The sequence below is a fragment of the Haladaptatus sp. R4 genome, from assembly GCF_001625445.1.
Classification (GTDB): Archaea; Halobacteriota; Halobacteria; order Halobacteriales; family Haladaptataceae; genus Haladaptatus.
In genome coordinates this window covers 42797-66324 of record NZ_LWHG01000029.1, presented here as the reverse complement: position 1 = coordinate 66324, position 23528 = coordinate 42797, and the positions used below count along the sequence as shown (strand labels likewise).

General features: G+C 61.1%; 20 protein-coding genes and 2 pseudogenes. 5 read left to right on the top strand and 17 right to left on the bottom strand.

Annotated elements, in window-relative coordinates; genetic code table 11:
• Window positions 1-26: 26 nt before the first annotated feature.
• The 3 genes from A4G99_RS18035 to A4G99_RS18025 all read right to left on the bottom strand — a co-directional run bounded on the left by A4G99_RS18035 (window position 27) and on the right by A4G99_RS18025 (window position 3771).
• Entirely contained in the window at window positions 27-1424 is a 1398-nt protein-coding gene (locus tag A4G99_RS18035) for an ATP-binding protein (RefSeq protein ID WP_066146878.1), read from the bottom strand.
• Window positions 1425-1773: 349 nt separating this feature from the next.
• The gene (locus tag A4G99_RS18030; protein ID WP_066146876.1) at window positions 1774-2586 is read right to left on the bottom strand and encodes a hypothetical protein; all 813 of its coding nucleotides are present in this window, start codon (window positions 2584-2586) and stop codon (window positions 1774-1776) included.
• 102 nt (window positions 2587-2688) lie between these two features.
• Window positions 2689-3771 (bottom strand): hypothetical protein, encoded by a 1083-nt coding sequence (locus A4G99_RS18025; protein ID WP_066146873.1) that lies wholly within the window; start codon window positions 3769-3771, stop codon window positions 2689-2691.
• Window positions 3772-3956: 185 nt separating this feature from the next.
• On the opposite strand from A4G99_RS18025, the gene A4G99_RS18020 reads away from it, so the two are divergent.
• Window positions 3957-4229, top strand: a complete 273-nt coding sequence (locus A4G99_RS18020) for a MoaD/ThiS family protein (RefSeq protein WP_066146870.1) — start codon at window positions 3957-3959, stop codon at window positions 4227-4229.
• A gap of 46 nt (window positions 4230-4275) precedes the next feature.
• Here A4G99_RS18020 and A4G99_RS18015 read toward each other — a convergent pair whose 3' ends face one another.
• Both A4G99_RS18015 and A4G99_RS18010 read right to left on the bottom strand, forming a co-directional pair.
• Complete coding sequence (locus A4G99_RS18015) at window positions 4276-5583, bottom strand: acetamidase/formamidase family protein (protein ID WP_066146865.1); 1308 nt, start codon at window positions 5581-5583, stop codon at window positions 4276-4278.
• A gap of 137 nt (window positions 5584-5720) precedes the next feature.
• A complete protein-coding gene (locus tag A4G99_RS18010) occupies window positions 5721-6134 on the bottom strand; it encodes a cupin domain-containing protein (protein WP_066147307.1) in 414 nt (137 codons plus the stop codon).
• Between the two features lie 169 nt (window positions 6135-6303).
• Here A4G99_RS18010 and A4G99_RS18005 point away from each other — a divergent pair, with 169 nt between their 5' ends.
• A complete protein-coding gene (locus tag A4G99_RS18005) occupies window positions 6304-7137 on the top strand; it encodes a phosphoenolpyruvate hydrolase family protein (RefSeq protein WP_066146862.1) in 834 nt (277 codons plus the stop codon).
• 1 nt (window position 7138) lies between these two features.
• Window positions 7139-8359 carry a Tm-1-like ATP-binding domain-containing protein gene (locus A4G99_RS18000; protein ID WP_066146859.1) on the top strand — a complete coding sequence of 407 codons (1221 nt, stop codon included), beginning with the start codon at window positions 7139-7141 and terminating at the stop codon, window positions 8357-8359.
• Between the two features lie 278 nt (window positions 8360-8637).
• Here the strand turns inward: A4G99_RS18000 and gfo6 are convergent.
• The 5 genes and pseudogenes from gfo6 to A4G99_RS17975 all read right to left on the bottom strand — a co-directional run bounded on the left by gfo6 (window position 8638) and on the right by A4G99_RS17975 (window position 14247).
• A pseudogene (gene gfo6 / locus A4G99_RS17995) lies at window positions 8638-9707 on the bottom strand (D-xylose 1-dehydrogenase Gfo6).
• A 436-nt stretch (window positions 9708-10143) separates the two neighbouring features.
• Window positions 10144-11241: an ABC transporter ATP-binding protein gene (locus A4G99_RS17990; protein WP_066146856.1), complete on the bottom strand. Its 1098-nt coding sequence runs from the start codon at window positions 11239-11241 to the stop codon at window positions 10144-10146.
• A gap of 33 nt (window positions 11242-11274) precedes the next feature.
• The gene (locus A4G99_RS17985) at window positions 11275-12105 is read right to left on the bottom strand and encodes a carbohydrate ABC transporter permease (protein WP_066146853.1); all 831 of its coding nucleotides are present in this window, start codon (window positions 12103-12105) and stop codon (window positions 11275-11277) included.
• 1 nt (window position 12106) lies between these two features.
• Window positions 12107-13027 (bottom strand): carbohydrate ABC transporter permease, encoded by a 921-nt coding sequence (locus tag A4G99_RS17980; protein WP_150123150.1) that lies wholly within the window; start codon window positions 13025-13027, stop codon window positions 12107-12109.
• Between the two features lie 11 nt (window positions 13028-13038).
• Window positions 13039-14247, bottom strand: coding sequence for an ABC transporter substrate-binding protein (locus A4G99_RS17975; RefSeq protein WP_223302022.1), 1209 nt, complete (start codon window positions 14245-14247; stop codon window positions 13039-13041).
• Window positions 14248-14693: 446 nt separating this feature from the next.
• Between A4G99_RS17975 and A4G99_RS17970 the strand changes: the two genes are divergently transcribed.
• Entirely contained in the window at window positions 14694-15464 is a 771-nt protein-coding gene (locus tag A4G99_RS17970; RefSeq protein WP_066146849.1) for an HpcH/HpaI aldolase/citrate lyase family protein, read from the top strand.
• A gap of 237 nt (window positions 15465-15701) precedes the next feature.
• On the opposite strand, the gene dgoD is transcribed toward A4G99_RS17970, so the two are convergent.
• Complete coding sequence (dgoD, locus tag A4G99_RS17960) at window positions 15702-16880, bottom strand: galactonate dehydratase (RefSeq protein ID WP_066146843.1); 1179 nt, start codon at window positions 16878-16880, stop codon at window positions 15702-15704.
• A gap of 178 nt (window positions 16881-17058) precedes the next feature.
• Here dgoD and A4G99_RS17955 point away from each other — a divergent pair, with 178 nt between their 5' ends.
• Window positions 17059-17823, top strand: a complete 765-nt coding sequence (locus A4G99_RS17955; RefSeq protein WP_066146839.1) for an IclR family transcriptional regulator — start codon at window positions 17059-17061, stop codon at window positions 17821-17823.
• A gap of 27 nt (window positions 17824-17850) precedes the next feature.
• Here A4G99_RS17955 and A4G99_RS17950 read toward each other — a convergent pair whose 3' ends face one another.
• The 6 genes and pseudogenes from A4G99_RS17950 to A4G99_RS17925 form a co-directional block, all read right to left on the bottom strand.
• Window positions 17851-19572, bottom strand: a complete 1722-nt coding sequence (locus A4G99_RS17950) for a glycoside hydrolase family 2 protein (protein WP_066146836.1) — start codon at window positions 19570-19572, stop codon at window positions 17851-17853.
• 25 nt (window positions 19573-19597) lie between these two features.
• Window positions 19598-19978 (bottom strand): hypothetical protein, encoded by a 381-nt coding sequence (locus tag A4G99_RS26115; RefSeq protein WP_190303805.1) that lies wholly within the window; start codon window positions 19976-19978, stop codon window positions 19598-19600.
• A complete protein-coding gene (locus A4G99_RS17940; RefSeq protein ID WP_066146830.1) occupies window positions 19942-20331 on the bottom strand; it encodes a hypothetical protein in 390 nt (129 codons plus the stop codon). Before A4G99_RS17940 ends, A4G99_RS26115 begins: the two co-directional genes overlap by 37 nt.
• Entirely contained in the window at window positions 20328-21188 is an 861-nt protein-coding gene (locus tag A4G99_RS17935) for a carbohydrate ABC transporter permease (protein ID WP_066146828.1), read from the bottom strand. Before A4G99_RS17935 ends, A4G99_RS17940 begins: the two co-directional genes overlap by 4 nt.
• Window positions 21185-22109: pseudogene (locus A4G99_RS17930) on the bottom strand (carbohydrate ABC transporter permease). Before A4G99_RS17930 ends, A4G99_RS17935 begins: the two are co-directional and overlap by 4 nt.
• Window positions 22099-23427: an extracellular solute-binding protein gene (locus tag A4G99_RS17925; RefSeq protein ID WP_082837890.1), complete on the bottom strand. Its 1329-nt coding sequence runs from the start codon at window positions 23425-23427 to the stop codon at window positions 22099-22101. The pseudogene A4G99_RS17930 and the gene A4G99_RS17925 overlap by 11 nt, the downstream one beginning before the upstream one ends.
• Between the last annotated feature and the right edge of the window lie 101 nt (window positions 23428-23528).

Genomic DNA, 23528 nt, shown 5'->3' with positions numbered 1-23528 from the left:
CGATTTGACCGACGAAAGGCCTCCGTTCACTCGTTCTGCGCGACGTGGTGAGTCACGTCGTCGAGCGTGAACAACCGTACGTCGTCTCTCTCGGACACCGCCTCACGAACCGATCGTGTCGCGCCATTTCGCGTAAAGAGGGCGTATTTTCTGGTGGGATCCTCACCCGAGTTCGGTGACCAGCGGATTTCTTCCGCGTGGGTTTCGAGTGATGCGAGCGCGCTGTAGTCGAGCGGCGCGGCCGTGAATTTGCACTCTCCGGCGACCATCGTTCCATCCGTGGTGAATCCGACGGCATCGACCTCGTGGTTCTTGTACCACCATCGGCCGATGTCGAGAAACGTCTTCTCCGGGTACAAGCGAGGGAGCGCTTCTTGACACAGTACTTCGAACTCAGGGCTAACGAAGTCAGGGAGTTCCGGTTCGATCACGGCCTCGTAAGCGTCTCCACCCAACCGTTCGTACCGATCTTCGTTCCCGTAAACGAACCGGAACCAGAACCGAAACAGCGGATCGAGAATACGGTAGTGGCCACGACGCGATTTCGACTTCTCCTCGGTCAGTGGTACCTCCCGTTCGATGAGGCGGAGCCGTTCTAACTTCTGGGTGTACGTCGAAATCTGTTTCCCGTCGATGCCCACCGCCTGTGCGATCTCGTTCGATGCCGTCTTCCCGGCCGCAATTGCGGTGAGGATCGCGAAGTACCGATTCGGGTTCGTGAGTTCGGTTCGCAGGACGTACTCCGGTTCGTTGTGGAGATACCCCCGCTGTGAAAGGACTTCGTCCGTGAGAACCGTTCCGAGGTCGTGATCGAGTTCGATACCGTCGAGATAGTACGGAACGCCGCCGAAGATGCCCCACGTATAGATTCTCTCTTCCGGCGAGTAGCTGGTCGGGACGAACTCCTGCGCGGCAGTGAAGTCGAGGGGTCGAAGATCCAACCGCTCCGTGAATCGGCCATACAGAGGACTGTTACCCAACAGCGTCGCCTCTTCCATCATACTGATCGACGATCCAACCAAAATGAGTGTCCCCGCGGTATCCCGAAACCGCTGATCCCACAACCGTTGAATGACCGAGGGAAGACTTTCGTCGGCATCGATGAGGTATGGGAACTCATCGAGAACGATGATCCCGTCTCGGTCACCAAGGTAGCCGAGGAGAGCCTCCCAATTTTGCTTGATCTGAGCGATGCCCGGGAACGATTCCGATGCGACATCGACGAATTCGTCGAGTTGTATTTGGGGTGTCGTCTCCGTCGCTTGGTACAGGACCGCGTCGTCTCTCCCCGCGAGCGAGTGCTGCACCAGTTGCGTTTTCCCGAGACGACGACGGCCGAAAACGACGACCATTTCGGCTTCGTCGGAGGTGTAGCAGTCCCGTAACCGTGACAGTTCGACCTCCCGATTCACGAATCGATCCATGAGCTACCTCGTTCCCGTAGCAGGATAATACTTCCGAATAGCCTAAATCGAAATAGCCTAATTGAAAATTGGCTATTTGAAGAGAGGTTATTTCGGTCGTCGAATGACGGTAGAAGCAGTACTAAATTCGTCTTACGGGTGCATCATCCGGTTTTGCACGCTCATCGATGCAGAAGACACGGAGCATGACAGGTCGGGGGCCATCCGAAGCCCTCCAGGCAAACACGACGTTCACCCCGACCAGCCGTATTATTAATACTGGCCAACAATAACGGTTTTCGACGTTTTTTGACACACGAACTCGGGTCCGAAACGAGAATCAACGATACGGACGAGAAAGGGGGAGTAACTACTTCGCCGATTCGGACTCCCGCTGGCGATTCGAATCCGAACTCACCTCGTGTGAACCGTGGTCGTCGTGTGTCATTCGGGAGTCGGTCGTACGGGAACGAGCAGTCCGTCTTTCGACGGTGGTTCCCCGGAAGTCGTCGCGGTCGACGTGTGCACCATCCCATCCCTCGAATTCGAGCGTGATTGGTCGAGCAATCCGCTGGAGCACGTCGGAGATACGACGTTGAAGACGGGTCAGACCATCCGAATCCGCGGATGGGGAAATCCGGAACTCGCTCCCGACTCGCGTAACGGCATCCCGATCCAGCAGTCGGTCGATGGCCGCATCGACGACCTCGTCGTCGGCCTCGATCGAGTCGCCGAGTTCGCGGCGCGTTTGCGGCCGGTCGTCGAGAATATCGTAGATACGTTTGGCGACGTATTCACCGTACACGTCGTGGCCGTCTCGGTTCGTCTCGGGGACGGTCGCCCCCTCGTGACGAACCGTCTGTATGGCGTTGAGGACGAACCAAGCCCCGACGACGAGGAACGCGGCCGGGAACAACACGGTTCCGTCGTCGAACACGGACAACGCGACACCGCTGAGAAGCAACTGCACTCCGAAACCAGCGTGCGTCACGGATTTTCGGAGGTCGTAGGCGTCCGAAAAAAGATCGGTGAGACCGGCGCTGACGGTTGCGAAGGCCGTCGTTGCTAACTGGGGAGCCGTCGATTCGAGGAAGAAGTGAAAGATGGCGAGCGCGGCGAGCCAAGAGAAAACGGCTCGCAGCGTGAGACGCTCGCGGAGGGCATCGCCGAAAGCGGTGGACATCTGTCGAACGATTGGATGGCTGTCAGTTAAATCCTTCCCAACGACTGCTGGCGTGGGGACACCGACCGGCGGAGATGGTTCGGATTTTTAGCGGGAGTACCGTCAGTTGTACGTGGTGTGGACGCCGTCGCTCGGTCCACCGGCCGACAGATGGTCGAACTCGTTCGTCGGAGTGGTGCCGTCGGCCCAGGCCATCAGGCCATCGATTTCGACGTTGAGCCCGTCGTACGAACTGAATCGGCGGGACTGCGATTCGATGTAGTTCGACAGTTCGCCGCTCTTTGCCGTCTCTTCGTCGGGATACGTGTCCGCAAACGTGAGGTGGGTCGTCTCGCTCCCGAACCGCCACGATTTGAGCTCTCCCGTGATGGCGTCCTTTCGGAAGCCACGGGAAGTCGAACCGTCCATCGCCTCCGGATAGCACCAGAGTGCGTCGGGATTGTCGACGACCCCGAGCATCGACGACACGTACTCGTTGCCGTCGGCGTAGTGGCTCGTCTCCGTCGTCGCCGCGTCGATGATCGCTTTGGCGTTATCGACCGAATCACCCTCGATCATCGGGGACATCAGTAGCAGGGCGTCTTCCGAGACAGCGTAGACTCGGTTCGTATCGTAGAGGTCGAACCCGCGATACCGTTCCCGGTCCGACCGAGTAGTTCGCGTTGTCGTACTGTTTCGCGTTGTCGTCGCGGTACCCCGTGACGTCGTCGCGGGCGACTCCCCGTCGCTGGCGAGTTTCTCGCCGACCGTCTCCGGATCGAACGATCCGAGGGACAGTTCCGCGACGAAGTCGAGCGTTATCGAGGTGTCGACGTCAGCCACGTCGACGTAGTCGCTGGGGATGGGACGCAACATCTCCTTTTCGAGACGGGAGTAGGCGTTCTCGTGCATCGATTCCCGGCGTTCACTGATCCCCGCGACGTCGAAATACAGGAAGCCGTAGCCATCCCGCAGCGGGGTTTTCGTCGGGTCGGGGAGCCACTGCACGAAATCCGACGACGGCGTTTTCGCCGACAGTTCCGTCGTGGGCTGGTCTGTTGTAGACGGATCCGCCGTGGATCGTTCGGCCGGACCGCTCCCACCATCGGACGACAGGCCGCCGAGACACCCGGCGATCGACGCGAGCGTTCCGCTACTAACTGCGAGACCTGCCGACTTGAGGAGGGTTCGTCGTGAACGGGGCATCGCCTACACGTGTAGCCCTAATGGCATAAGTTTTCTCCACCCCGTCCGGCAATTGGAGTTCACAAAGGATAGTCGGGAAAGGATTCGCCGTCGCGTTCGATCCGAGTGGGAGGAACCGTACAACCGATAGCGGAACCGTTTTTCGGCGCGCATCACTTTTCGTGTCCACCACCGTAGCGTGATGCATGCGCGTCACCGTGTACGGCCCGCTCCGAAGTGCAACGGGTGAGAAAACCGTCTCGCTCGCCTTCGACGGAGGGACCGTCGAAGAGGCGCTCGCGGCCTTCGTCGAGGACTACCACCGAGCAGAGACGCACCTGTACGCGTCCGACGGGAAACTCCGGGCCAGTGCCCGTTTCTCGGTGAACGGGGAGCGCGTCGATTCGGACGATCACTGTCCGGCCGATGCGGAGCTAACGGTATTTCCCGCCGTTCGGGGGGGAACCGATAGCAGGTGACGGTTTCCGTACCGAACACGGGACGACGGGAAAAGAAACACCGAACTCAGCGGTCGTACTGTGCCCGAATCAAATCAGCGAGGCCCCGGTCTTCGAGGCGGTCCATCGGTGCGAGCATCGTCAGTTGGACGACGCCGGGCAAGCGTCCGATTTCGACACCGCCGGTGAACGTACACCGCGCTCGCACTTCGCCTTCGGTCATATCGAGGAGCGCTCCGGCGCGTTCGAAGGCGTTGTCCGTCGCGTCGTTGATAGTCGCGCCGCTGCCGACCACCTGTAGCGGACCCATCTCGTGGATCGTTTCGACGTCGTAGTCGGCGGCGAGTCGTTCGCCGCGTTCGAGTTCCGCTTCGGTGTACGGCTTGCTGACGTACGGAAGGTCGGCCTCGTTCGGGAGCAGGAGCGGACCGTCGATATCGAGGCCTTTGATGACTTCGACCCCGATTTCGGCGCGGCCGCTCACGTCGGTGGTGTGGAGCGACAGTTCACCGTCGCCCTGGTTGGCGTGCATATCGCCGACGTAGACGCCGCCCCCGTCCACTTTGACGGGACAGACGAGGACGGCACCCTCGCGGACCGCGTTGATATCCATGTGGCCGTCGGTTCGGTCGGCGAGTTCGTCCTCGTCGGCGAGCCCCCAGTCGTGCTCCGCGCCGATGAGGAACTGGCCGAAGTCGCCCGCGTTGTGCGAATCCGGCATCTCGATCGGCGGTGTCGTTCCGATGTTGCCGATGAACGGGCGGAGATGGCCGAGCGTTCCCGGCATCTCCGACGGTTCGTACAGCAGGATGGGGTGTTGCCGGGAGTTCTCGGGCAGCGCCATCGCCTCCTCCGCCCGATTCGCCAGGTCATCAGCGCCGCTCTCCCCGACGGTCAGTCCCACCGTCCGGTCGTCGTCGAAAACCACCGTATAGCCGTACTCGAAACCGAACGAGGAGGCGTTCGCTCCGCATTCGGAACACTTGACCGCTCCCTCACCCGTTCCTTCGACGATGCTCTCCGGCCACTCGGTTCCACACTCCGGACACTTGTGATCGACGAACGGGTCGTCGCCGAACGCCCCCTCCCGCTCGCGCATGCTGCCGGTACTCGTCGCGATGCTCGTCACTTCGATGCGCTCTATCGAGAGGGCGATAGCGTCGCCGACCTCCGCGTTCTCGACGCGAATCGGCCGCGTCACCTCGTGGCCGCCCCGGAATTCCGGCGTGATCATCGGCCCCCAGCAAGCCGGTGGCGTATGCGTTTTGATCGTGCCACCGTCCGCGACGGTTCCCGCCCACTCCTGATCCGGCCCAACGAGACCGAGCGTGTACTGATCGACCGAAAGCTCCTGTTGGACTTCTTTCTGTGCCATGGTACTCGCCCCCTATCTTGGGCCGCTAATAGCATAAACGATCGTGCAATTTTTCGGACGGCGACGTATCGTACGGAGTACTCGACGGAACGGATCGTAACTCCGGCCGAGAAAAGCGGCGTCGGAAACCGGGAGTATCAGTCGTCCCGGCTAGGTATCTCACCGGCGGGTACGATTTCACACTCCGGGAGGTCGGCCAAGACGTCCTCCGGACCGGGTGGCGAGTACACCGCCAGTAGTTGCAGCGGTTGCCAGCCGGTGTTTATCGTTCCGTGTTCGATTCCGGCGGGGATGAAAATCATTTCGCCTGGACCGACCTCGCGCGTTTCGTCCTCGACGGTCTGCTCTCCCTCCCCGCTGATGACGTAGAGGATCTCGTCGCTGTCCGGATGCGTGTGTAACTCGTGGCCTTTCCCCGGCGCTAGCTGGACGCTCCCGGCGCTGAATCGTTCGGAGCCGTTGACGTCGGGAGTGGCCATCCATTTGAGCGTTCCCCAATCGAACATCTGGGTCGGTACGTCCTCGCTGCTGACGAAGTTCTCGTCTGTCATTGCCCCAGGAAACGATCGACGTTCATCACGATAATTGTATCGCGGCGACGGTCCGTAGTAGCGGTCGGTCGTCCCCGCCCGACGACCCTCGACGGCGAGGATCTTCACTGGCGAGAATCCTCACCGGTAAGTATCTTGATTACCGTGCTCGATGTAGAATAAGGGGGCTATGAAATTCACACGCGAGGAGTCGCTCGCGCGACTCGAAGAGACGGTATCCCGAGGCGAACCAATCATCGGAGCGGGTGCGGGAACCGGCATTTCGGCGAAGTTCGCGGAACGAGGCGGCGTCGATATGCTCATCATCTACAACTCGGGGCGGTATCGGATGAACGGCCGAGGCTCCCTCGCGGGACTGCTCCCGTACGGCGATGCCAACGAAATCGTCGTGGAGATGGGTCACGAAGTCCTGCCCGTCGTCGAGGACACGCCGGTCCTCGCGGGGGTCAACGGAACCGACCCGTTCCGCCAGATGGACGTCTTCATCGAGGACTTGAAACGTCGCGGGTTCTCGGGCGTTCAAAACTTCCCGACGGTCGGACTCATCGACGAGGGAAGCCAGTTCCGGCAGAACATCGAGGAGACGGGGATGGGTTACGATAAAGAGGTGGACATGATCGAGGAGGCCGCCGAGCAGGACATGTTGACCTGTCCGTACGTGTTCACCGAGGAGCAAGCCCGAGAGATGACCGAGGTGGGAGCCGACGTCATCGTTTCGCACATGGGTCTCACCACCTCCGGCGACATCGGTGCGGAGACATCGCTGGATCTGGACGACGCCGCGGAACGCGTTCAGGCCCATCACGACGCCGCGAAAGCGGTCAACGAGGACGTCATGGTCATCTGCCACGGCGGTCCGATAGCGTGGCCGGACGACGCCGAGTACGTGCTCAACGAGACGGAGGGCGTCGTCGGGTTCTTCGGCGCATCGAGCCTGGAGCGCCTGCCGACCGAGGAGGCGATTCGGAACCAAGCGCGGGAGTTCAAAGAGATAGAGTTCTAGCATGGCGGTCGTACTCATCGGAACGCTGGACACCAAGGGGGAAGAACTGGATTTCGCCCGTGAGATCATCGAAGCGCACGACATCGACGTCCACCTGATCGACGTCGGGGTGATGGAAGACCCGGATATCGAACCGGACACGTCGGCTCACGAAGTCGCCGAGGCGGCAGGGACCAGTCTCGAACACCTTCGAGCGGAAGCCGACCGTGGGGAAGCCATCGAGACGATGGGCGACGGCGCTGCTGCCATCGCGTCTCGGCTCCACGACGATGGAATTCTCGAAGGGGTCGTCGGACTCGGCGGATCGGGAAACACCTCCATCGCGACCACGGCGATGCGTGCGCTGCCCGTCGGAATCCCGAAACTGATGGTCTCGACGATGGCCTCCGGCGACACGGAACCGTACGTCGGCGCGAAGGACGTGATGATGCTGTACTCCGTCGCCGACATCGAAGGCCTCAATCAACTCTCCCGACGCGTGATCTCGAACGCGGCGCTCGCGATGGTCGGCATGGTGGCCAACGAACCCGACATATCGGTCAGTGAAAAGCCGACGGTCGGAATCACCATGTTCGGGGTGACGACGCCGTGCGTGCATACGGCACGCGAATATTTGGAGTCTGAGGGGTACGAAACGATCGTCTTTCACGCGACCGGAACCGGCGGCCGCGCGATGGAGGAGTTGGTGCGCCAAGGCCTCATCGACGGCGTGCTCGACGTCACGACCACCGAATGGGCCGACGAACTCGTCGGCGGCGTGCTCAGTGCCGGGGAAACACGCCTCGACGCCGCCGCCGAGACGGGTATCCCGCAGGTCGTCTCGGTGGGTGCGCTCGACATGGTCAACTTCGGTCCGCGGGACTCCGTGCCGGACGCCTTCGAGGACCGAAAGTTCCACATCCACAATCCCCAGGTGACGCTGATGCGGACGACGCCCGAGGAGAACGCCGAACTCGGCGAGATCATAGCCGGAAAACTGAACGCGGCCACCGGGCCGACCGCGTTGTTTCTCCCGCTCGATGGGGTCTCGATCATCGACGTCGAAGGGGAGGATTTCTACGATCCGGAGGCGGATTCGAGGCTGTTCGACGCCCTGCGGGAGAACCTCGACGACGACGTGGAACTGATCGAAATCGACGCCGCGATCAACGACGACGAGTTCGCGACGGCGACCGCAAAAAAGCTCGACGAGTATCTGCGGACGGCCGACGGCGGTCAGTGAACGACCCCCAGACACCTCCTCGGCACGGCGAATCGGTGAACTACCGGATGCCGTGAAACGGTGCGGGAGCACGAGTGGAACGGCCGAACTGAACGACCATCGGTGGATCGTTCTTGGCAATCTTTTTAATGCCTCCTGTCCTAGTTTTAACCAGATAGATTCTTCTATACTATTCGGGATAAAATTACATCGAACCAACGAGGGGAGACATCCCGGAGAGTACCGTGTTCCCGGTTCATCGACGAACTGCGGACGGGGAACACGGGAAACGGGCGTGCTTACAGTTGGACCGTTTCGTTACGGTCGGCGGCGTCGTGGATCGCTGCGATGGTTCGCATGTCCAGCAGTCCGTGCCGACCGTCGGCGTACACGTCCCCTCCGGCGAGGAGTTGATTCGCGAAGTAGTCGAACTCCTCTTCCATCTGGTCGGCCGATTCGACCGTGGCTTCGTACGTCCGATCGTCCGTGGTGACGGTGAGCGTGGTCTCCATGTGGAACGCCGGTTTCAACGTGAGTTCGCCCTCGGTCCCCACGATATCGAGGCTGGTGGTGTCGAAGGCGTTCTGGCTCGCGCCGAACGCGGCGTGCGTCCCGTCGTCGTACCTGACGCCGAACGTCACCCGCTCGTCGGGAACGTCGGCGAACGCCTCGTGTTCCGAACTCATCATCGACTGGACCGCAACGGGGTCGGCGTCGAGAACGAACCGGGCGGTGTTGAGCGGGTAAATCCCGAGGTCCATCACGGAGGTTCCGTACCCCGTAAGCTCCGAATTCAGCCGCCACTGATCGGGATCGCCGTTCATCTCCAACAGCGGTTGCGCGTTCATCCCCTGCACCAATCGAGGGTCGCCGATACAACCGTCCACGACGATGCGGCGTGCCAGCCTCACCACGGGTTCGGTGTGCATCCGGTAGGCGACCATGAGCGTCACGCCCGCATCGTCACAGGCGTCGACCATCGCCTCCGCGTCCTCGACGGTCGCCTCCATCGGTTTCTCACAAAGTACGTCCTTACCGTGTCGAGCGGCGGCCTCGGCGTACTCCCTGTGGTAGGAATTAGGCGTGGCGATATAGACGGCGTCGTACGACTCCGTCGCCGCGCGTCCACGAACTCGTCGTAGGTCATCGACGCTTCGACCGTCTCGACGTCCGACGCGACCCGTTCCGCCTTCTCGATGCTTCCGCTGACGACGGCGGTGACGGTGCAGAGATCGGAGTCGGCCACAGCCGGGATGACGAAGTCGTTCGTCCACCACCCGAGGCCGACCAGCGCGAATCGGACGGTTCCGTCGTCCACCGTTTGCCAATCTCTCGGTCCGGGGGCATCGAAGTGCTCCTGTAGTTCCATATCGACTACTCCCACGCCGCTCCCATAATAGTTCATGTTGCCCCGTGAACGAACGCAATAGGGTACGAGTAGCTGATCGGATGAAGAGTGGCTTCGATATCGCCGGAACCGTCCACTCACCGCCCGTGGGAGACGTAGTCGCAAAACCGAGCGGGTCAAAGATCATTACATGAATAAGACTGTAATGTACGTCGCGCCGAATCGGGGGATACGGCACGGTATCCTCGGATAGAGGTCGAGGTGCGGACGATCCACCGAGATATCCGACAATGTCGAAGGATGGGTGGATGGACGGAGGGTTCCCTTAGCCGATACCGCGTCGTACCCGAATCGGTCGTGACGAACAGGAATCAAACCCGACGATCCGAAAAAGAGGGAGTACCGGCCGTGACCATCGGTGAACTCGATTTGGGCGAACCGTGCCCCCGTTCGACGGTCAGCGCGTGGACTGGACGTTCCGTTCCGACGTGCGTTCGATGAGGTCCCCGCGCTCGTCGAAGAAGTTGACGTCGCCGAAGTCGAATTCGAGCGCCAGCGCGTCGCCTTCTTCGGCGATTTCGTCGTTCGATTGCGTGAACGTCACCTCGCGGCCGTCGAAATCACAGATGAGGTACGTGGCCGACCCACGCATCTCGACGAGGTCCACCTCGACGATGAGGTGGTCGCCGGACGAGACGTCGGAGGCGGGAACGAGGTCGGCGTCCTCCGGACGGACCGCCATCGAATCGGCCCCGTCCGGCACGGTGCTCGGTGCCTCGGGGTAGGGTACGCCTTCGATACGGAGCGTTCCAGCATCGCCTTCCACGTCGAAGAAGTTCATCACCGGGTTTCCGATGAAATCCGCGACGAAGCGGTTCGCTGGTTTCCGGTACACCGTCTCGGGCGTATCGACCTGCTGAAGTCGTCCCTCGTTCATGATGGCGATACGGTCGGCCAACACCATCGCCTCCTCCTGGTCGTGGGTGACGAACATCGTTGTCACGCCCGTCTGATCCTGAAGGCGTTTGAGCTCCTTTTGAAGTCCGGTGCGCAGTTTCTGGTCGAGCTTCGAGAACGGTTCGTCGAGCAGGAAGGCCTGCGGTTCGCGGACCAACGCGCGACCGATGGCGACACGCTGTTGTTGGCCGCCGGAGAGTTCGCTCGGTTTCCGGTCGAGCAGTTCCCCGATGTCGAGCATGCTCGCGGTGCGTTCGACGCGATTCTCGATGGTTCCGGAATCGGCCCCGGCGGCGCGAAGCGGCGACGAGATGTTCTTTCGGACGCTCATGTGCGGGTAGAGGGCGACTTCCTGAAACACCATGGCGAAGTCGCGCTCGGCCGGTGCTCGGTCGTTCACCCGTTCGCCGTCGACGACGATATCCCCGCTGGTGGCCGTTTCGAGTCCGGCAGTCATCCGAAGGGTCGTACTCTTGCCGCACCCGGACGGGCCCAACAGCACGAGGAACTCCCCGTCGGCCAGCGTGAGCGAGAAATCGTTGACGGCGACTACGTCTTCGTACTCCTTTCTGAGGTCGTCTAATTCGGTTTGTGTCATGTTTGATGTCGGTGTGTGATTGGTTGATGGCTGCTATTCGAGGCTGAATCCGGCGACGAGTCGGTCCTGCGCGATGAACGTCAGCACGAGCAGCGGCGTCATCGCCACCACCGTCGCGGCCCCCATCCGTCCCCAGAGGATGCCGCGGGTGGTGACGAACCCCGCCAAATAGATGGGTACCGTCTGTGCCTTGCTCGTGGTGGTGAGCACCAGCGCCAGCACGTACTCGTTCCACATCAGGATGGCCGTGAGGATGGCGGCGCTGGAGATGCCCGGTGCGGCCAGCGGCAGGACGACCCGCCGCCACGTTTGGATGCGCGACCACCCGTCGACGCGACTCGCCTCCTCCAACTCCTCGGGGATGTTCTGGAAGAAGATGAGCAGTATCCACGTCGATATCGGGATGCCGACGGTGAGGTACGCCACGATGAGCGACTGCCACGTGTTGATCCAACCGAAGCCGAGGAACAGGGTGTACATCGGAATCGCCACCGCGATGGGGGGCAAAAAGCGCATGCTGAGCGCGAAGAAACTGACTTGCCCGTCACCCGGGTCGTACCGAGTGAGCGAGTAGGCGGCCAACGCGCCGACCACGACCGAAACCGACGTGCTGACGCCGGTCACGATCACGCTGTTTCGGATGTACGTGAGCATGTTCCCGCTGGTGAAGATTTGATAGTAGTGTTCGAGCGTGAGTTTCGCCGGAATCAAGCGCGGCGGGTCGGTCCGGGGGGTGACCGCGAGGCCGGTGAAGAGGTCCCACAAGATGGGGCCCCACACCCAGGCCAACCAGAGCGCGACGAGCGTGTAAGTGCTGACGCGGACGAACCGGTCAGAGTAATCGTGAAGCGTTGCGAGTCGCATGTCAGTCCTCCTCCGGGCTGATCAGCCCTTCCGCGACCGATTTGAACAGCACGAACGCCGTGAGGAACATCAACAGCCAGTAGAGCACGCCCGATGCGCTGGCCACGCCGAGTTGGAAGAAGCGAAAGCCGTAGTTGTAGGTCATCATGGCGATGGTCTCCGTGTACGCCCCCGGTCCGCCCTGCGTGAGCACCTGAACCTTGGGAAACACCTTGAACGCGCGAACGATCCTGAGCAGCATGACGACCACTATGGCGGTCCGCATCTGGGGGAGCGTGATCCACTTGAACTGCTGCCACTTGCTCATCCCGTCCACCTCCGCGGCCTCGTAGTAGACGTCGGGGATGGACTGGAGCGCGGCGGTGAACACCAACACGAACAGCGGCGTCCACATCCACACGTCGGCGACGATGAGCGCCACGCGCGACCACGGCCGGGAAGCGATCCAATCGATGTTGAGACCCAGCAGGTGGTTCACCATGCCGTAACTCGGGCTGAACAGCATCCGCCACGTCAACCCGGTGATGATTGGGCTCATGATCATCGGCGGGATGCTGAGCGTCACGAGCAGTTGGCGTCGCTCGATGTACGCGCTGTAAAGCAGGAGCGACACGCCGAGGCCGAGGAGGAATTCGATGGTGACGGAGACGACGACGAAGATGACGGTGAACCCCGTCGCGTTGAGGAAGCGAGGGTCCGAAAGCACCGTTCCGTAGTTGGCGATGCCGACGAACGCCGCGCGCTCCCCGGCCTGCGTGAACCCGAACAGGCTGTCGTAGATCATCTGTGCGAACGGGTAGATGGCGACCATCGCCAACAGAACGATCGCGGGGGCGACGAACAGCCACGCGATAAGCCGTTCGTCGTCCCTGTCGCGGCTGAAGCCGTTCCACCAGTTCGAGAGGGTGTTCGATGTGCTCATGGCGACGGGACTCACTCACCCATGATGTTCTTCCACTTGTCGTCGATGTTCTTCATCGTCTTCTCGGCCCCCGGCCCGCCCGAGAGCGACTGGCTGATTTGAACCTGCATCGCGTCGCCGAGTCGCTGATACTTGGGATTACGCGGGCGGAGCGACGGCGTCCGGATACCCGGATTCTCCTCCGGGTCGTAGTACTGAGACTGGGGAAATCGCTCCTTTATCTGCTTGGTGTACGACGACGCTCTGGTGGGCGTCACGCCGTGTTGCTTGTAGGCGTACTTGTCCATCTCCTTCGAGGTGGCCCACTGGGCGAACACGAACGCAGCGTTCTTCCGTTTCTGTTTCGAGAAGGAATTGATGAGGATACCCCACCCCCCGAGGTTGGGATAGCCGCCGGGGGTAAGGCTGACGCGAACGCCGTCCTCCCAGCCGTACTTATCGACGAACTTCTTCGTCGCCGTCCCCCACTGTTCGACGGCCCACGTCTTCCCGGAGAGGAACTGGTCGCGACTCTGGGTGTAGCCGGTCGAGAGGGGGTTCAACGCCCACTCCTTCTGCTTCAACATCTGTTCGAGTCCCTTGACGGCACCCTTCTCGCTCAGACGAGATTTCCCGTCCTCGGTGAGCATGCGCTGTTGGCCCGTTTCGGCCGCGAACCGGTTGGGGTAGTAGTAGACGAGGTTCCACCCGCGCTTGCCTTCGAGTCCCATCGGCCACCCCTTGTCGTGCATGAACTTCGCGACGCGGTTGAAGTGATCGTAGTCCTCGTATCCCTTCGGGAACGGCGGGAGTATCTCCTCGTCGTGTTTTCGCTTGTACTCCTTCGCGTGTTTTTCGAGGACGTCCTTGCGGACGGTCAGATCCATGATGTCGCCGTACCACGGCAACCCGTATTTCTTCCCCTTCCATTGGCCGTAGGACTGGGCGAAGATGTCGAGGTGGTCGTCGTACGCGTAATTCGACATCCCGAGGTTCGAGTTGTTCAGATAGCCGTCGAGCGGTTCGACGAACTCGGGACTCATCAGCGATCCGGTCCAGATGACGTCGGAGATGAACGCGTCGAACGACGCCTGACGGGACCGAAGTTGATTCTGAAGCTTCGACAGCATCTCGCTCTGAGCGTACGAAGTGACGTTGATCGTCACGTCGTGATCCTTTTCGAACTTCTCGGCCAGATCCTGCCACGCCTCCGTATAGAGCGAACTGGTGGCGAACGTTATCTTCGCCCCTTTGTACTCGTCGGTATCACCACCTCCGCCACCGCTCCCGCCGCCGAGGCATCCGGCTAGTCCGACGGCACCGGCCGTGCGACCGTTTTCAGGTACAGTCGTCTGCTCTCCGCTGTAGACACTGGCTTTCCACCAACCATGAGAAGAGATATATTAGCATACACTAATATTTGTTACGGATAGGGTATTTATAACGATAATCGTCGTCACGTCCGACGTTATCGGATCACTGCTTCGGGACTGACCCCCGTCGAAACCGAACTACCGACATCGAGACGACGATCTGAACGAACCGTCGCGCGAGGGAGGCGAAAAACGGCTCGTTCGGCCCGTCCGAGGATATCGAAACGACGTCATAGCCTTCAACACCCCGAAAAACAGTCAATTCGATTCGATCCTACGCAATATTTATTGCAGTCGAAAAACGTACTAGCAATATGTCCGCAGATTCGTTTCGCCAGAGACTGCTCAGTGGAGAGTGTGTCGTCGGTACGTTCCAGTTGCTCGATTCGACGATGGTCTCGGAGATGATCGGCGTCGCAGGAATGGACTTCGTCGTCTACGACCAGGAACACGGACCGTTGACGGCGGAGACGACGCTCGAACTCTCGACCGCCGCGCAGAACGAGGACGTCGCGCCAATCGTCCGCGTCCGCGAAAACACGGAATCGGAGATTCAGCGTGCGCTCGACATCGGCACCGCAGGCGTACAAGTTCCGCAAGTGGAGACGCGCGAAGGAGCCGAAGCGGCCGTCGAGGCAGCCCGATTCAGCCCACTCGGAAGCCGGGGACTCTCCCAGTACGTCCGCGCGGGAGACTACGTCGGCGGGGAATCGTACACCGAGGACCAGAACGACGAGACGCTCCTCGTCATCCAAGTCGAGGGGGAACGCGGCGTCGAGAACATCGACGAGATACTGCAGGTAGACGGTATCGACGTCGTCTTCCTCGGGCCGTACGACCTCTCGCAGTCGCTGGGGATTCCGGGACAGGTGACGGACGACCGGGTCGAGGATCTCATGCGACGGGTATGTGAGCGCGCCGCCGAAACGGAGACCGTCGTGGGCGCGTTCGCGGACGACGCGGAGACCGCCAACAAGTGGATGGACGCCGGGATTCAGTACCTCACCCTCGGCGTCGAAGTAGGGCTCTTCACCGAGCACCTCAGCGACGTCGTCGACGACGTGGACGTTCCTCGAACCGAATAACGAACGCACGGAGACGACGCCCGGGAAGTGGGCGAGCGCTCACGAATGGATTCGTGGGACGGAGTGACGGTTTTCGAAAAACGATACCGCTGGAATCGAGCGATCCGGTTCGGAACGGGACGATTTCGGAATCGGCACGGTTCGATAGTCGATCCGATACGATTCGACATCGGGTTCAGCACGGAACGACGTTCGATGTTCGGCGTTACTTCGAACGGTTCGCCGGTCGGTAACCCGTCAGTCGACCAACGAACGGGTTTCCCAGTTCTTCTCGAAGAGGTTGATGGTGTGCACCTCGTCCTTCGCGCCCGTGTAGGAGTGTTCCTCGACGACGTCCATGTCGAGTTCGACGCCCAGTCCGGGTCGCTGTGGGATTTCGATGTGGCCGTCCTCGACGACGACGGGGTCGACGAGGAGGTCGTTGACCCACTCGACGTCGTACGTCTGGAAGACCTCCTGAATCATGAAGTTCGGAACCGCGGCGTCGACGTGCGCCGAAATCGCCGTCGCGACCGGTCCCTGTGGGTTGTGCGGCGCGAAGCTGACGTGCTCCGCCTCGGCCTGCGCGGCGATTTTCTTCGCCTCCGTGATGCCGCCGGTGTTCATGATGTCCGGTTGGACGATATCGACGTCCGTGTTCGCCAGCAGGTCGCGGAATTCGTACTTCGTCATCAGCCGTTCGCCGGTCGCGATGGGAATCGGCGACTTCGCGGCCACCTTTCCGAGGCTGTTGATGGAGTCCGGGGGGCACGGCTCTTCGAACCACGTGGGGTGGAACTCCGAGAGGGCGTTCGCGACTTCGACGGCCTGTCCGGCCGTGAACCGGCCGTGGCCTTCGATGAGGAGGTCCACGTCGGGGCCGACGGCTTCCCGCACCGCACCGACGACGTCGACGGCGTGGTTGAACGTCTCGCGGTCCATCCGTTGCCACGACTTTCCGAACGGGTCGAACTTCATGGCGTCGTAGCCGTCGGCGACGACCTGCTCCGCGGCTTCCCGCCACGTATCGGTGTCGTCGGTCGTCTCGGTGTACCACCCGTTGGCGTACGCCCTGATCCTATCGCCGTGGACGTTCCCGCCGAGGAGTTCGTACACGGGGCGGTCGAGCACCTTCCCCTTGATGTCCCAACACGCCATATCGATAGCCGAACAGACGGTCGTGTTGACGACGTTCTTCGAGAACCACTCGTCGCGGTACATCTCCAGCCAGAGCCGTTCGGTGGAGAACGGGTCCTCGCCGATGAAGAAGTCGCTCATCTCCTCGATGGCGGCAGCGACCGTCTCGGGTTTGTCATGCGTCGTCGCCTCTGCGAGCCCCTGAACCCCTTTGTTGGTGTCCAAATGGACGAACACCCAGGGTTTCCACGGGTTGGCTACGACATACGTTGCCACGTCGGTAATGCGCAGTTCCGACATACCTCTTCCTTTTGCGAAGACCGTAATAATACTTATCCCTCGGTCGTTCGCATTGAGTATGTCCGCGAAACGGACCGTCTATCGGGGACGAACTTCCGGAATGACCGATCATCCTCCGACCCGGAACTCGTCCGATATTAGCGGAAAATTATTTAAAAGATGGCTATCTTCGTAAAATATGGGCATCGAATCAAGCACGAAAATCAAATCGACCGCGACCGCGTTCGGCATCGTCGAGTACCTCAAGGAGTTGGAAGGCGCGACCCTGAGCGAGGTCGTGGATCACTTCGAGATGCCGACGAGTACCGTTCACGACCACCTTCAGACGCTGACCGAACTCGGATACGTACTGAACGACGACGGCACCTACAGGATCGGAACGAAGTTCCTCGAACTGGGTGGATACGCGCGAATCAATTCGCGCATCTTTCAGGTTTCGGAGTCGGAGTTGCAGAACTTGGCGGTCGAGACGGGCGAGCACGCCAATCTGATGGTCGAGGAGAACGGGATGGGCGTCTTCCTGATGAAGCAGAAAGGGAGCGAGGCGATCAAAATCGATACGTACGAAGGGATGCGCGTGTACCTCCACACGACCGCGATGGGAAAGGCGATACTGGCGTTCATGGACGACTCCCGGCGTGAAGACGTCCTCGCCCAGCACGGCCTTCCGCGAGTCACCGAGCACTCCATCGGGAATCGGGACGTCCTCGAAGACGAACTCGACGCGATTCGAGAACGGGGATACGCGACGGACGACGAGGAACGACTCAACGGGATTCGATGCATCGCAGCGCCGGTGATGACCGACTCGGGGCGGGTCGCCGGAGCGGTCAGCATCTCGGCACCGAAAAACAGGATGCAGGGAACCGTGTACGAGGAGACGTTTCCGAAGAAAATCCTCGGGACGGCCAACATCATCGAGGTGAACATGAGACACATGTGAGGACGAACGGGGCGACCCGCCCAATCGTCACGAGGTGCGTTCGAAGGCCGCGACCTGCTCGTTGATTTCGCGGAGTCGCTCGGCGTCGAACTTGGGTTCGCGGTCGTAGGTGTACAGTCCGTTGGTTTCCTGTTCGACGTCGTAGAGTTGCGTGTAGCAGAACGCCCACATCGCCTCGTTTTCGAGCAACGTCTCGGTCAGGCCTCGGTAGCGTTCGAAGAACTCGGATTCGTCCTCGGGGCGGTCGCCGTATCCCCACCCGTCCTCGGCCTGCGGGTTCCACCAGATGCCGCCGTACTCGCTCACGTAACTCAGATCGTCGCTCCACTCGGTGTGGCTGTGGCCGGTCGGTTCGACCGGGCCGTCGATCTCGCCGTAAGTTTCGCGAAAGGTCTCCGGGTCCTGTTCGTAGTCGTGGGCGTCCACGAGGTCGGTTTCGACGTGATACCACCCGCTGGTGTCGATGACCGGTCTCGTCGGGTCCAACCGCTTCGTGACACGGTACACCGTCCGCAGGAGGTCGTCGTTCTGGTGGGATTGCGTTTCGTTGAACGGCGTCCACCCGACGAGCGCCGGGTGGTTGTAGTCGCGTCGAACGACTCCCAACCACTCCTGGAGGAACGGTCCCAGCGTTTCGGGACGGCCGTGGTCCATCCCCCAGTTCGCGTGTTCGTCCCAGACGAGGTATCCCAACCGGTCCGCGTGGTAGAGGAAGCGCGGTTCGAACACCTTCTCGTGGAGACGAGCGCCGTCGAATCCGAGTTCCTGCGCGCGTTCGATATCGCTCCGGAGCGCCTCGTCGGACGGGGCGGTGTAAATCCCGTCCGGGTAGTAGCCCTGGTCGAGCACCAGTCGCTGGAACACCGGTTCGCCGTTGAGGTACACGCGGTTTTCCCCGAGCGTCACCGACCGGAGGCCGAAATAACTCTCCACGACGTCGGTGGTCTCACCGTCCACGACGAGTTTTACCGTCAGATCGTAGAGGTTCGGATCGTCGGGCGTCCAGACGTGCGTCTCGTCGAGCGGTAGCGAAATCGCGGCGTATGTACCGTCGGTTCTCACGGTCGTTTCGCCCACGACGCGGTCGTCGAACGTGGCGGTGGCGGTGAGCGTCCCCGCCCGAACCGTCCCCGCCAACTCGACGTCGGCGTGCAACGTGTCGTTCTCGGGGTCGGGTTGGAATCGAAGACTCTCCACGTACGTCTCCGGAACCGGTTCCAGCCACACCGTTTGCCAGATACCCGTCACTCGCGTGTACTTCACGCCGCTGGAGGCGTACTCCTGACTCTGCTTTCCGGCGGGTTGGAGCGTCGAACGGACGTCGTCCTCCGCACAGACCGTCACGACGTTCGTTCCCGGTTCGACGGCATCGGTGACGTCGAAAGCGAAGGGGGTGTAACCGCCGCGATGCGTCCCGACGGACGTCCCGTTGACCCAGACTTCCGTCTCGTAATCGACCGCACCGAACCGCAGGAACAATCGTCCGTCGAGAAACCGTTCCGGAACCTCGATTGCCCGTCGATACCACACGGCGTCCATGAAATCCGTGTGTTCGACGCCGGACAGTTCGCTTTCCGGCGCGAACGGTACTGTAATCGTCTCCGCCAGCGAGTCCGCTTCGGGGAGTCCGCGGGCGCGGCCGCTCGCTCCGCCGTCGATTTCGAACTCCCATTCGCCGTTCAGATTGCGCCACCGCTCGCGTCGCCGCTGGGGCCGCGGATACTCCGGTCGTGGTACGGAATCGTCCATCACGTTCGTTTCACGTGATACCGTATTAATTGTTGTTCCCGGCGGCGAGTGAAACGTCGCCGTTGGCCGGGCGGTCGTTATCGGCTGACCGTTCGGTATCTGTTGGGGGGTCGGTATCGGCCGAACGTTCTGCCTCGACGACGGTCGGCGGCGAACTGCCATCCCCGTCCACGACTTGCAGGTGGAAGCTGAACAGCAGCGCGGGGACGATGATGACCGTCCCGACGACGGACGCGATGCCGACGAGAACGATACCGGCCATCGTCACCACACTCATCGCGGAGCGCAGCGGGTCGTGTATCACCCATCCGTAACCGCCGCTCACCGCCTCCACGAACCCGTCGCCGTCGGACAGGCGGGCGATGGTCGTCAGCACCACCAGCAGGAGGAAGAAGACCAGATACACTCCGGCAATCGAGAGGAGGAGGGACCGAACCGACCCGGTTCGACGTACCGGACGACGTACAGCGCCGTACCCGCCGCGAGGAGGACGGGGACGAAACTCATCAGCGTCACGTTCACTCCCTGACGGCGCAACGAGTTCGTGACGACCCGCCACCGCGGCCGGTCGCCGTTCCGCAGCGACCGAATCGCCGAGAACGCACCGAGCGTGGCGACCCCCGACGTGACGACCGGTATCGACGCGACGACCCAACAGACGCTCACGGCCACGAGCCACGTGCTGTTGTGGTAGACGAACGTCGCCGTCCGCCGGAGCGAGCGTCGGTATTGCTCCGCGCTCGCGTGGGGAGCGGTCATCCGGTCGCCCCCTGAAACTGCACCGCCTCGATGATCCTGTCCTGCAACAACAGGAACAGGATGAACAGCGGGAGCGCGGCGATGACGCCGGAAGCCATGGTGAGTCCCGGTTGGAACGTGAAGGTGTCCCGAAGCACCACCAGTCCGAGCGGGAGCGTGAACGAACTCTGGCTCTGAAGCACCACCACCGGCCAGACGAACTGGTTCCAGTTGAACACGAAGACGAAGATTGCCAGCGCGGACAGTATCGGCTTGGAAATCGGGAGGATGATGTGGGCGTAGATCTGGAAGTTGGAGAAGCCGTCTAATCGGGCGGCCTCGTCGTACTCGTCGGGGATGTCCCGGAAGAACTGATAGAGCAGGAAGACCCCGAGCGGGTTCGCCACCGCGGGAAGAATTACGCCGAGGAGGCTACTGACCAGCCCCAAGTCCGCGACGATGGTGAACAGCGGCACCAGGTTCACGTAGAACGGGACGAGGAAACTGGCGACGATGATGCTCAGCAGTATCGACTGTCCCGGCCAGTCCAACCGCGTGAGCGAGAACGCGATCATCGAATCGACGATGAGGACGAGCACCGTCGCCACGGTTGCGACGATGAACGTGTTGATCACCCACGGAACGATCAGCGACCCGTCGAGCAGGGCCGTGTAGTTCGCGAAGGTGACCTTCGGCGGGATGAGATGGGGCGTCGAACTGATGGCGATGCTCTCCGGTTGGAGGGACAGCGACAGCATGTAGATGTACGGGAGCAGGAAGAGGAACGCGACCCCGTACAACCCGACGTGGACCGCGATGGTACGCACCGTGATGGTGGATCCGATACGACTCGTCCGGCCGACGTTCGAGTTGCTCATGCTGAATCACTCCCGATGTATCGGTAGTTGACGTAGGAGACCCCGACGAGGATGGCGAACAGGAGATATCCGATCGCCGCGGCGTAACCGAACCGCTGCTGGCTGAACGCCGCGTTGTAGAGGTAGAACACCAACGTCGTCGTCGATTCGTTCGGTCCGCCGTTGGTCATCACGTACAGGTTGTCCGAACACCTGAAACTGCTGGATGAACTGGATGATGATGACGAACGCGATGGCGTTGCGCATCTGTGGGAGGGTGATGTCGCGAAACGCCCGCCACGTCCCCGCACCGTCGAGTTTCGCCGCCTCGTACAGGCGCTCCGGGACGTTCTGCCGTGCGGCCAGCAGGATGACGAAGTTGAACCCGAGGAGCCACCAGTCGGTGACCACGGCGAGTATCGGCATCGCCAGTCTCGGCGAACCGAGCCAGTCGGGTGGACTGTCCATCACGAAGCCGAGATAGTAGTTGACGGGACCAAACCCGGTCGCCAGGAACAGCGACCAGACGATGCCGACGATGGAGACGGTGAGGATGTACGGGCTGAAGTAGATCGTCCGCAGGTATCTCCGTCCGAACACCTTCCGGTTCACCCCGAGGGCCAACGCCAGACTGAGGACGACCATCGTCGGGACGGTGAGGACGACGAAGTAGACGGTGTTCGACAGCGCGTTCCAGAACGCCGGGTCACCGAACATCGCGGCGTAGTTTCCGAGGCCGACGAACTGGGACTCCGAGGGGAAGAGGGGGTCCCATTCGAAGAGGCTCATGTACAGGCCCTGTAACAGCGGATAGAGGAGGAACAAGCAGAAGAAAGCGAGATACGGGAGGGAAAACAGGATACCGTCGATGGTCTCCCGCCGTCCGAGGCTCTCTCTCAACCGATTCCGCCCGCCGCTTCCGAATCTGTCCTTAATCGACATCGTTGATCAACCGTTGAATCGAGTTCGCTCCGCGTTGCATTCCCGCCTTCGGTGACACGTTGTGCGCGTAGATGTCCGGGAAGAAACTCCACGTCGAGGAGTTGTTGACGTTGAACGGCGTCCGTGGGAGGTAGGCCAACCGGTCGTTGTTCGCCATCTGGAAGAACTTGGAGAGCGATTTCGGCCACAGCGGCGAGTTCCGTAACGCCTTCGAGTGCAACGCGTCCTTCGCGGCCGGTAGATGCCCGGCCCGGGTTCCCCACACGGGGTTTTTCTGCGTTATCCACTCGGCGGCCTTCACCGCGACGCGCGTCTTCCGCTCGTCCCGGTGTGGATTTCGAGGCAGGGTAACCGTGTGACTACCGGATTGGGTGACGTTCCGTTTCTTCTCGGGTGCCACGAACGGCTTGAACATGTCCCAATCGAACCCGTCGAGCGACTCCAAAACCGCCGCGTACCACGTCCCGTTCATCGTCATCGCCAACCCGTTATCCTGAAACGCGATATCGGCCCTGTTCTCCGAGGCGTTCGGGATGTCCCAACCGTACTTCCCGGTTATGTCGCCGAACAACTGGGCGGTTCCCATCCCAGCGTCGTCGTCGAACGTCACCGAGGAGAGGCCGTCGGTGAAGAGGTGACCGCCGCGCTGTTCGTCGAAGGCGATAAACGTCCGAAGCATCCCTATCGGGTCCAGGTACGGGGTGGGAGCGAACGCGTGTGCGTCCGTTTTCTTCGTGATCGTATCGCAGACGTGCTCGAACTCCTCGAAGTTCGTCGGCGGCGAGTCCGGATCGAGACCGGCCTTCTCGAAGAGCGACCGGTTGTAGTAGATTCCGATCGGGTGTGCGTCGAGCGGGAGCGACAACTGATCGCCGTCGAAGCGCATTCGCTCCCACAGCGTCGGAACGTACTTGTCCGACGTGGAATCGCTCAGATACGGGTTGTAGGGGACGAGCATCCGTTGAAACCGACCCATCAACGCTTGATGCATGATGGCGATGTCCGGTCCCTTGTCCGCGACCAGCGCGGTGTACAACTTCGTGTAGTAGTCGTCCCACGGGATTCGTTGACGGTCGATTCGGACGTTTCCGATCGGTTGCTCGTCGTTGAACCGGTCCACGATCGACTTCATCGTCGCTCCGTCGCCGCCGCTGAATAGCGTCCAAAACTGGATCGTCGTCCCGGACGTGTCGGCCGAGTTTCCCAGGATCACACTCCGTGAATTACACCCGGACAGTCCGACGGTACCAGCCAAGCCGACGCCTCCGAGGAGTTGTCGTCTTGTTAACGCACTGTTCGCTCCCTCTGTGGATGGCATGGTATTAATTATCGTTAAGAAATGATTTAAGTATTTTGTATGATTATATATTATATGGATTCGTTAGGGATGTGGGCCCGTAGAATCCACGATGCCCGCCG

Coding starts and splice junctions, on each gene's coding strand:
- A4G99_RS18035 (WP_066146878.1), bottom strand. CDS start 1,424: ATGGATCGATTCGTGAATCGGGAGGTCGAACTGTCACGGTTACGGGAC.
- A4G99_RS18020 (WP_066146870.1), top strand. CDS start 3,957: ATGCGCGTCACCGTGTACGGCCCGCTCCGAAGTGCAACGGGTGAGAAA.
- A4G99_RS17970 (WP_066146849.1), top strand. CDS start 14,694: ATGTCCGCAGATTCGTTTCGCCAGAGACTGCTCAGTGGAGAGTGTGTC.
- A4G99_RS18030 (WP_066146876.1), bottom strand. CDS start 2,586: ATGTCCACCGCTTTCGGCGATGCCCTCCGCGAGCGTCTCACGCTGCGA.
- A4G99_RS17985 (WP_066146853.1), bottom strand. CDS start 12,105: ATGCGACTCGCAACGCTTCACGATTACTCTGACCGGTTCGTCCGCGTC.
- A4G99_RS18000 (WP_066146859.1), top strand. CDS start 7,139: ATGGCGGTCGTACTCATCGGAACGCTGGACACCAAGGGGGAAGAACTG.
- A4G99_RS18010 (WP_066147307.1), bottom strand. CDS start 6,134: ATGACAGACGAGAACTTCGTCAGCAGCGAGGACGTACCGACCCAGATG.
- A4G99_RS17950 (WP_066146836.1), bottom strand. CDS start 19,572: ATGGACGATTCCGTACCACGACCGGAGTATCCGCGGCCCCAGCGGCGA.
- A4G99_RS17935 (WP_066146828.1), bottom strand. CDS start 21,188: ATGAGCAACTCGAACGTCGGCCGGACGAGTCGTATCGGATCCACCATC.
- A4G99_RS17955 (WP_066146839.1), top strand. CDS start 17,059: ATGGGCATCGAATCAAGCACGAAAATCAAATCGACCGCGACCGCGTTC.
- A4G99_RS18015 (WP_066146865.1), bottom strand. CDS start 5,583: ATGGCACAGAAAGAAGTCCAACAGGAGCTTTCGGTCGATCAGTACACG.
- dgoD (WP_066146843.1), bottom strand. CDS start 16,880: ATGTCGGAACTGCGCATTACCGACGTGGCAACGTATGTCGTAGCCAAC.
- A4G99_RS18005 (WP_066146862.1), top strand. CDS start 6,304: ATGAAATTCACACGCGAGGAGTCGCTCGCGCGACTCGAAGAGACGGTA.
- A4G99_RS17990 (WP_066146856.1), bottom strand. CDS start 11,241: ATGACACAAACCGAATTAGACGACCTCAGAAAGGAGTACGAAGACGTA.
- A4G99_RS17940 (WP_066146830.1), bottom strand. CDS start 20,331: ATGACCGCTCCCCACGCGAGCGCGGAGCAATACCGACGCTCGCTCCGG.
- A4G99_RS17980 (WP_150123150.1), bottom strand. CDS start 13,027: ATGAGCACATCGAACACCCTCTCGAACTGGTGGAACGGCTTCAGCCGC.
- A4G99_RS17925 (WP_082837890.1), bottom strand. CDS start 23,427: ATGCCATCCACAGAGGGAGCGAACAGTGCGTTAACAAGACGACAACTC.
- A4G99_RS18025 (WP_066146873.1), bottom strand. CDS start 3,771: ATGCCCCGTTCACGACGAACCCTCCTCAAGTCGGCAGGTCTCGCAGTT.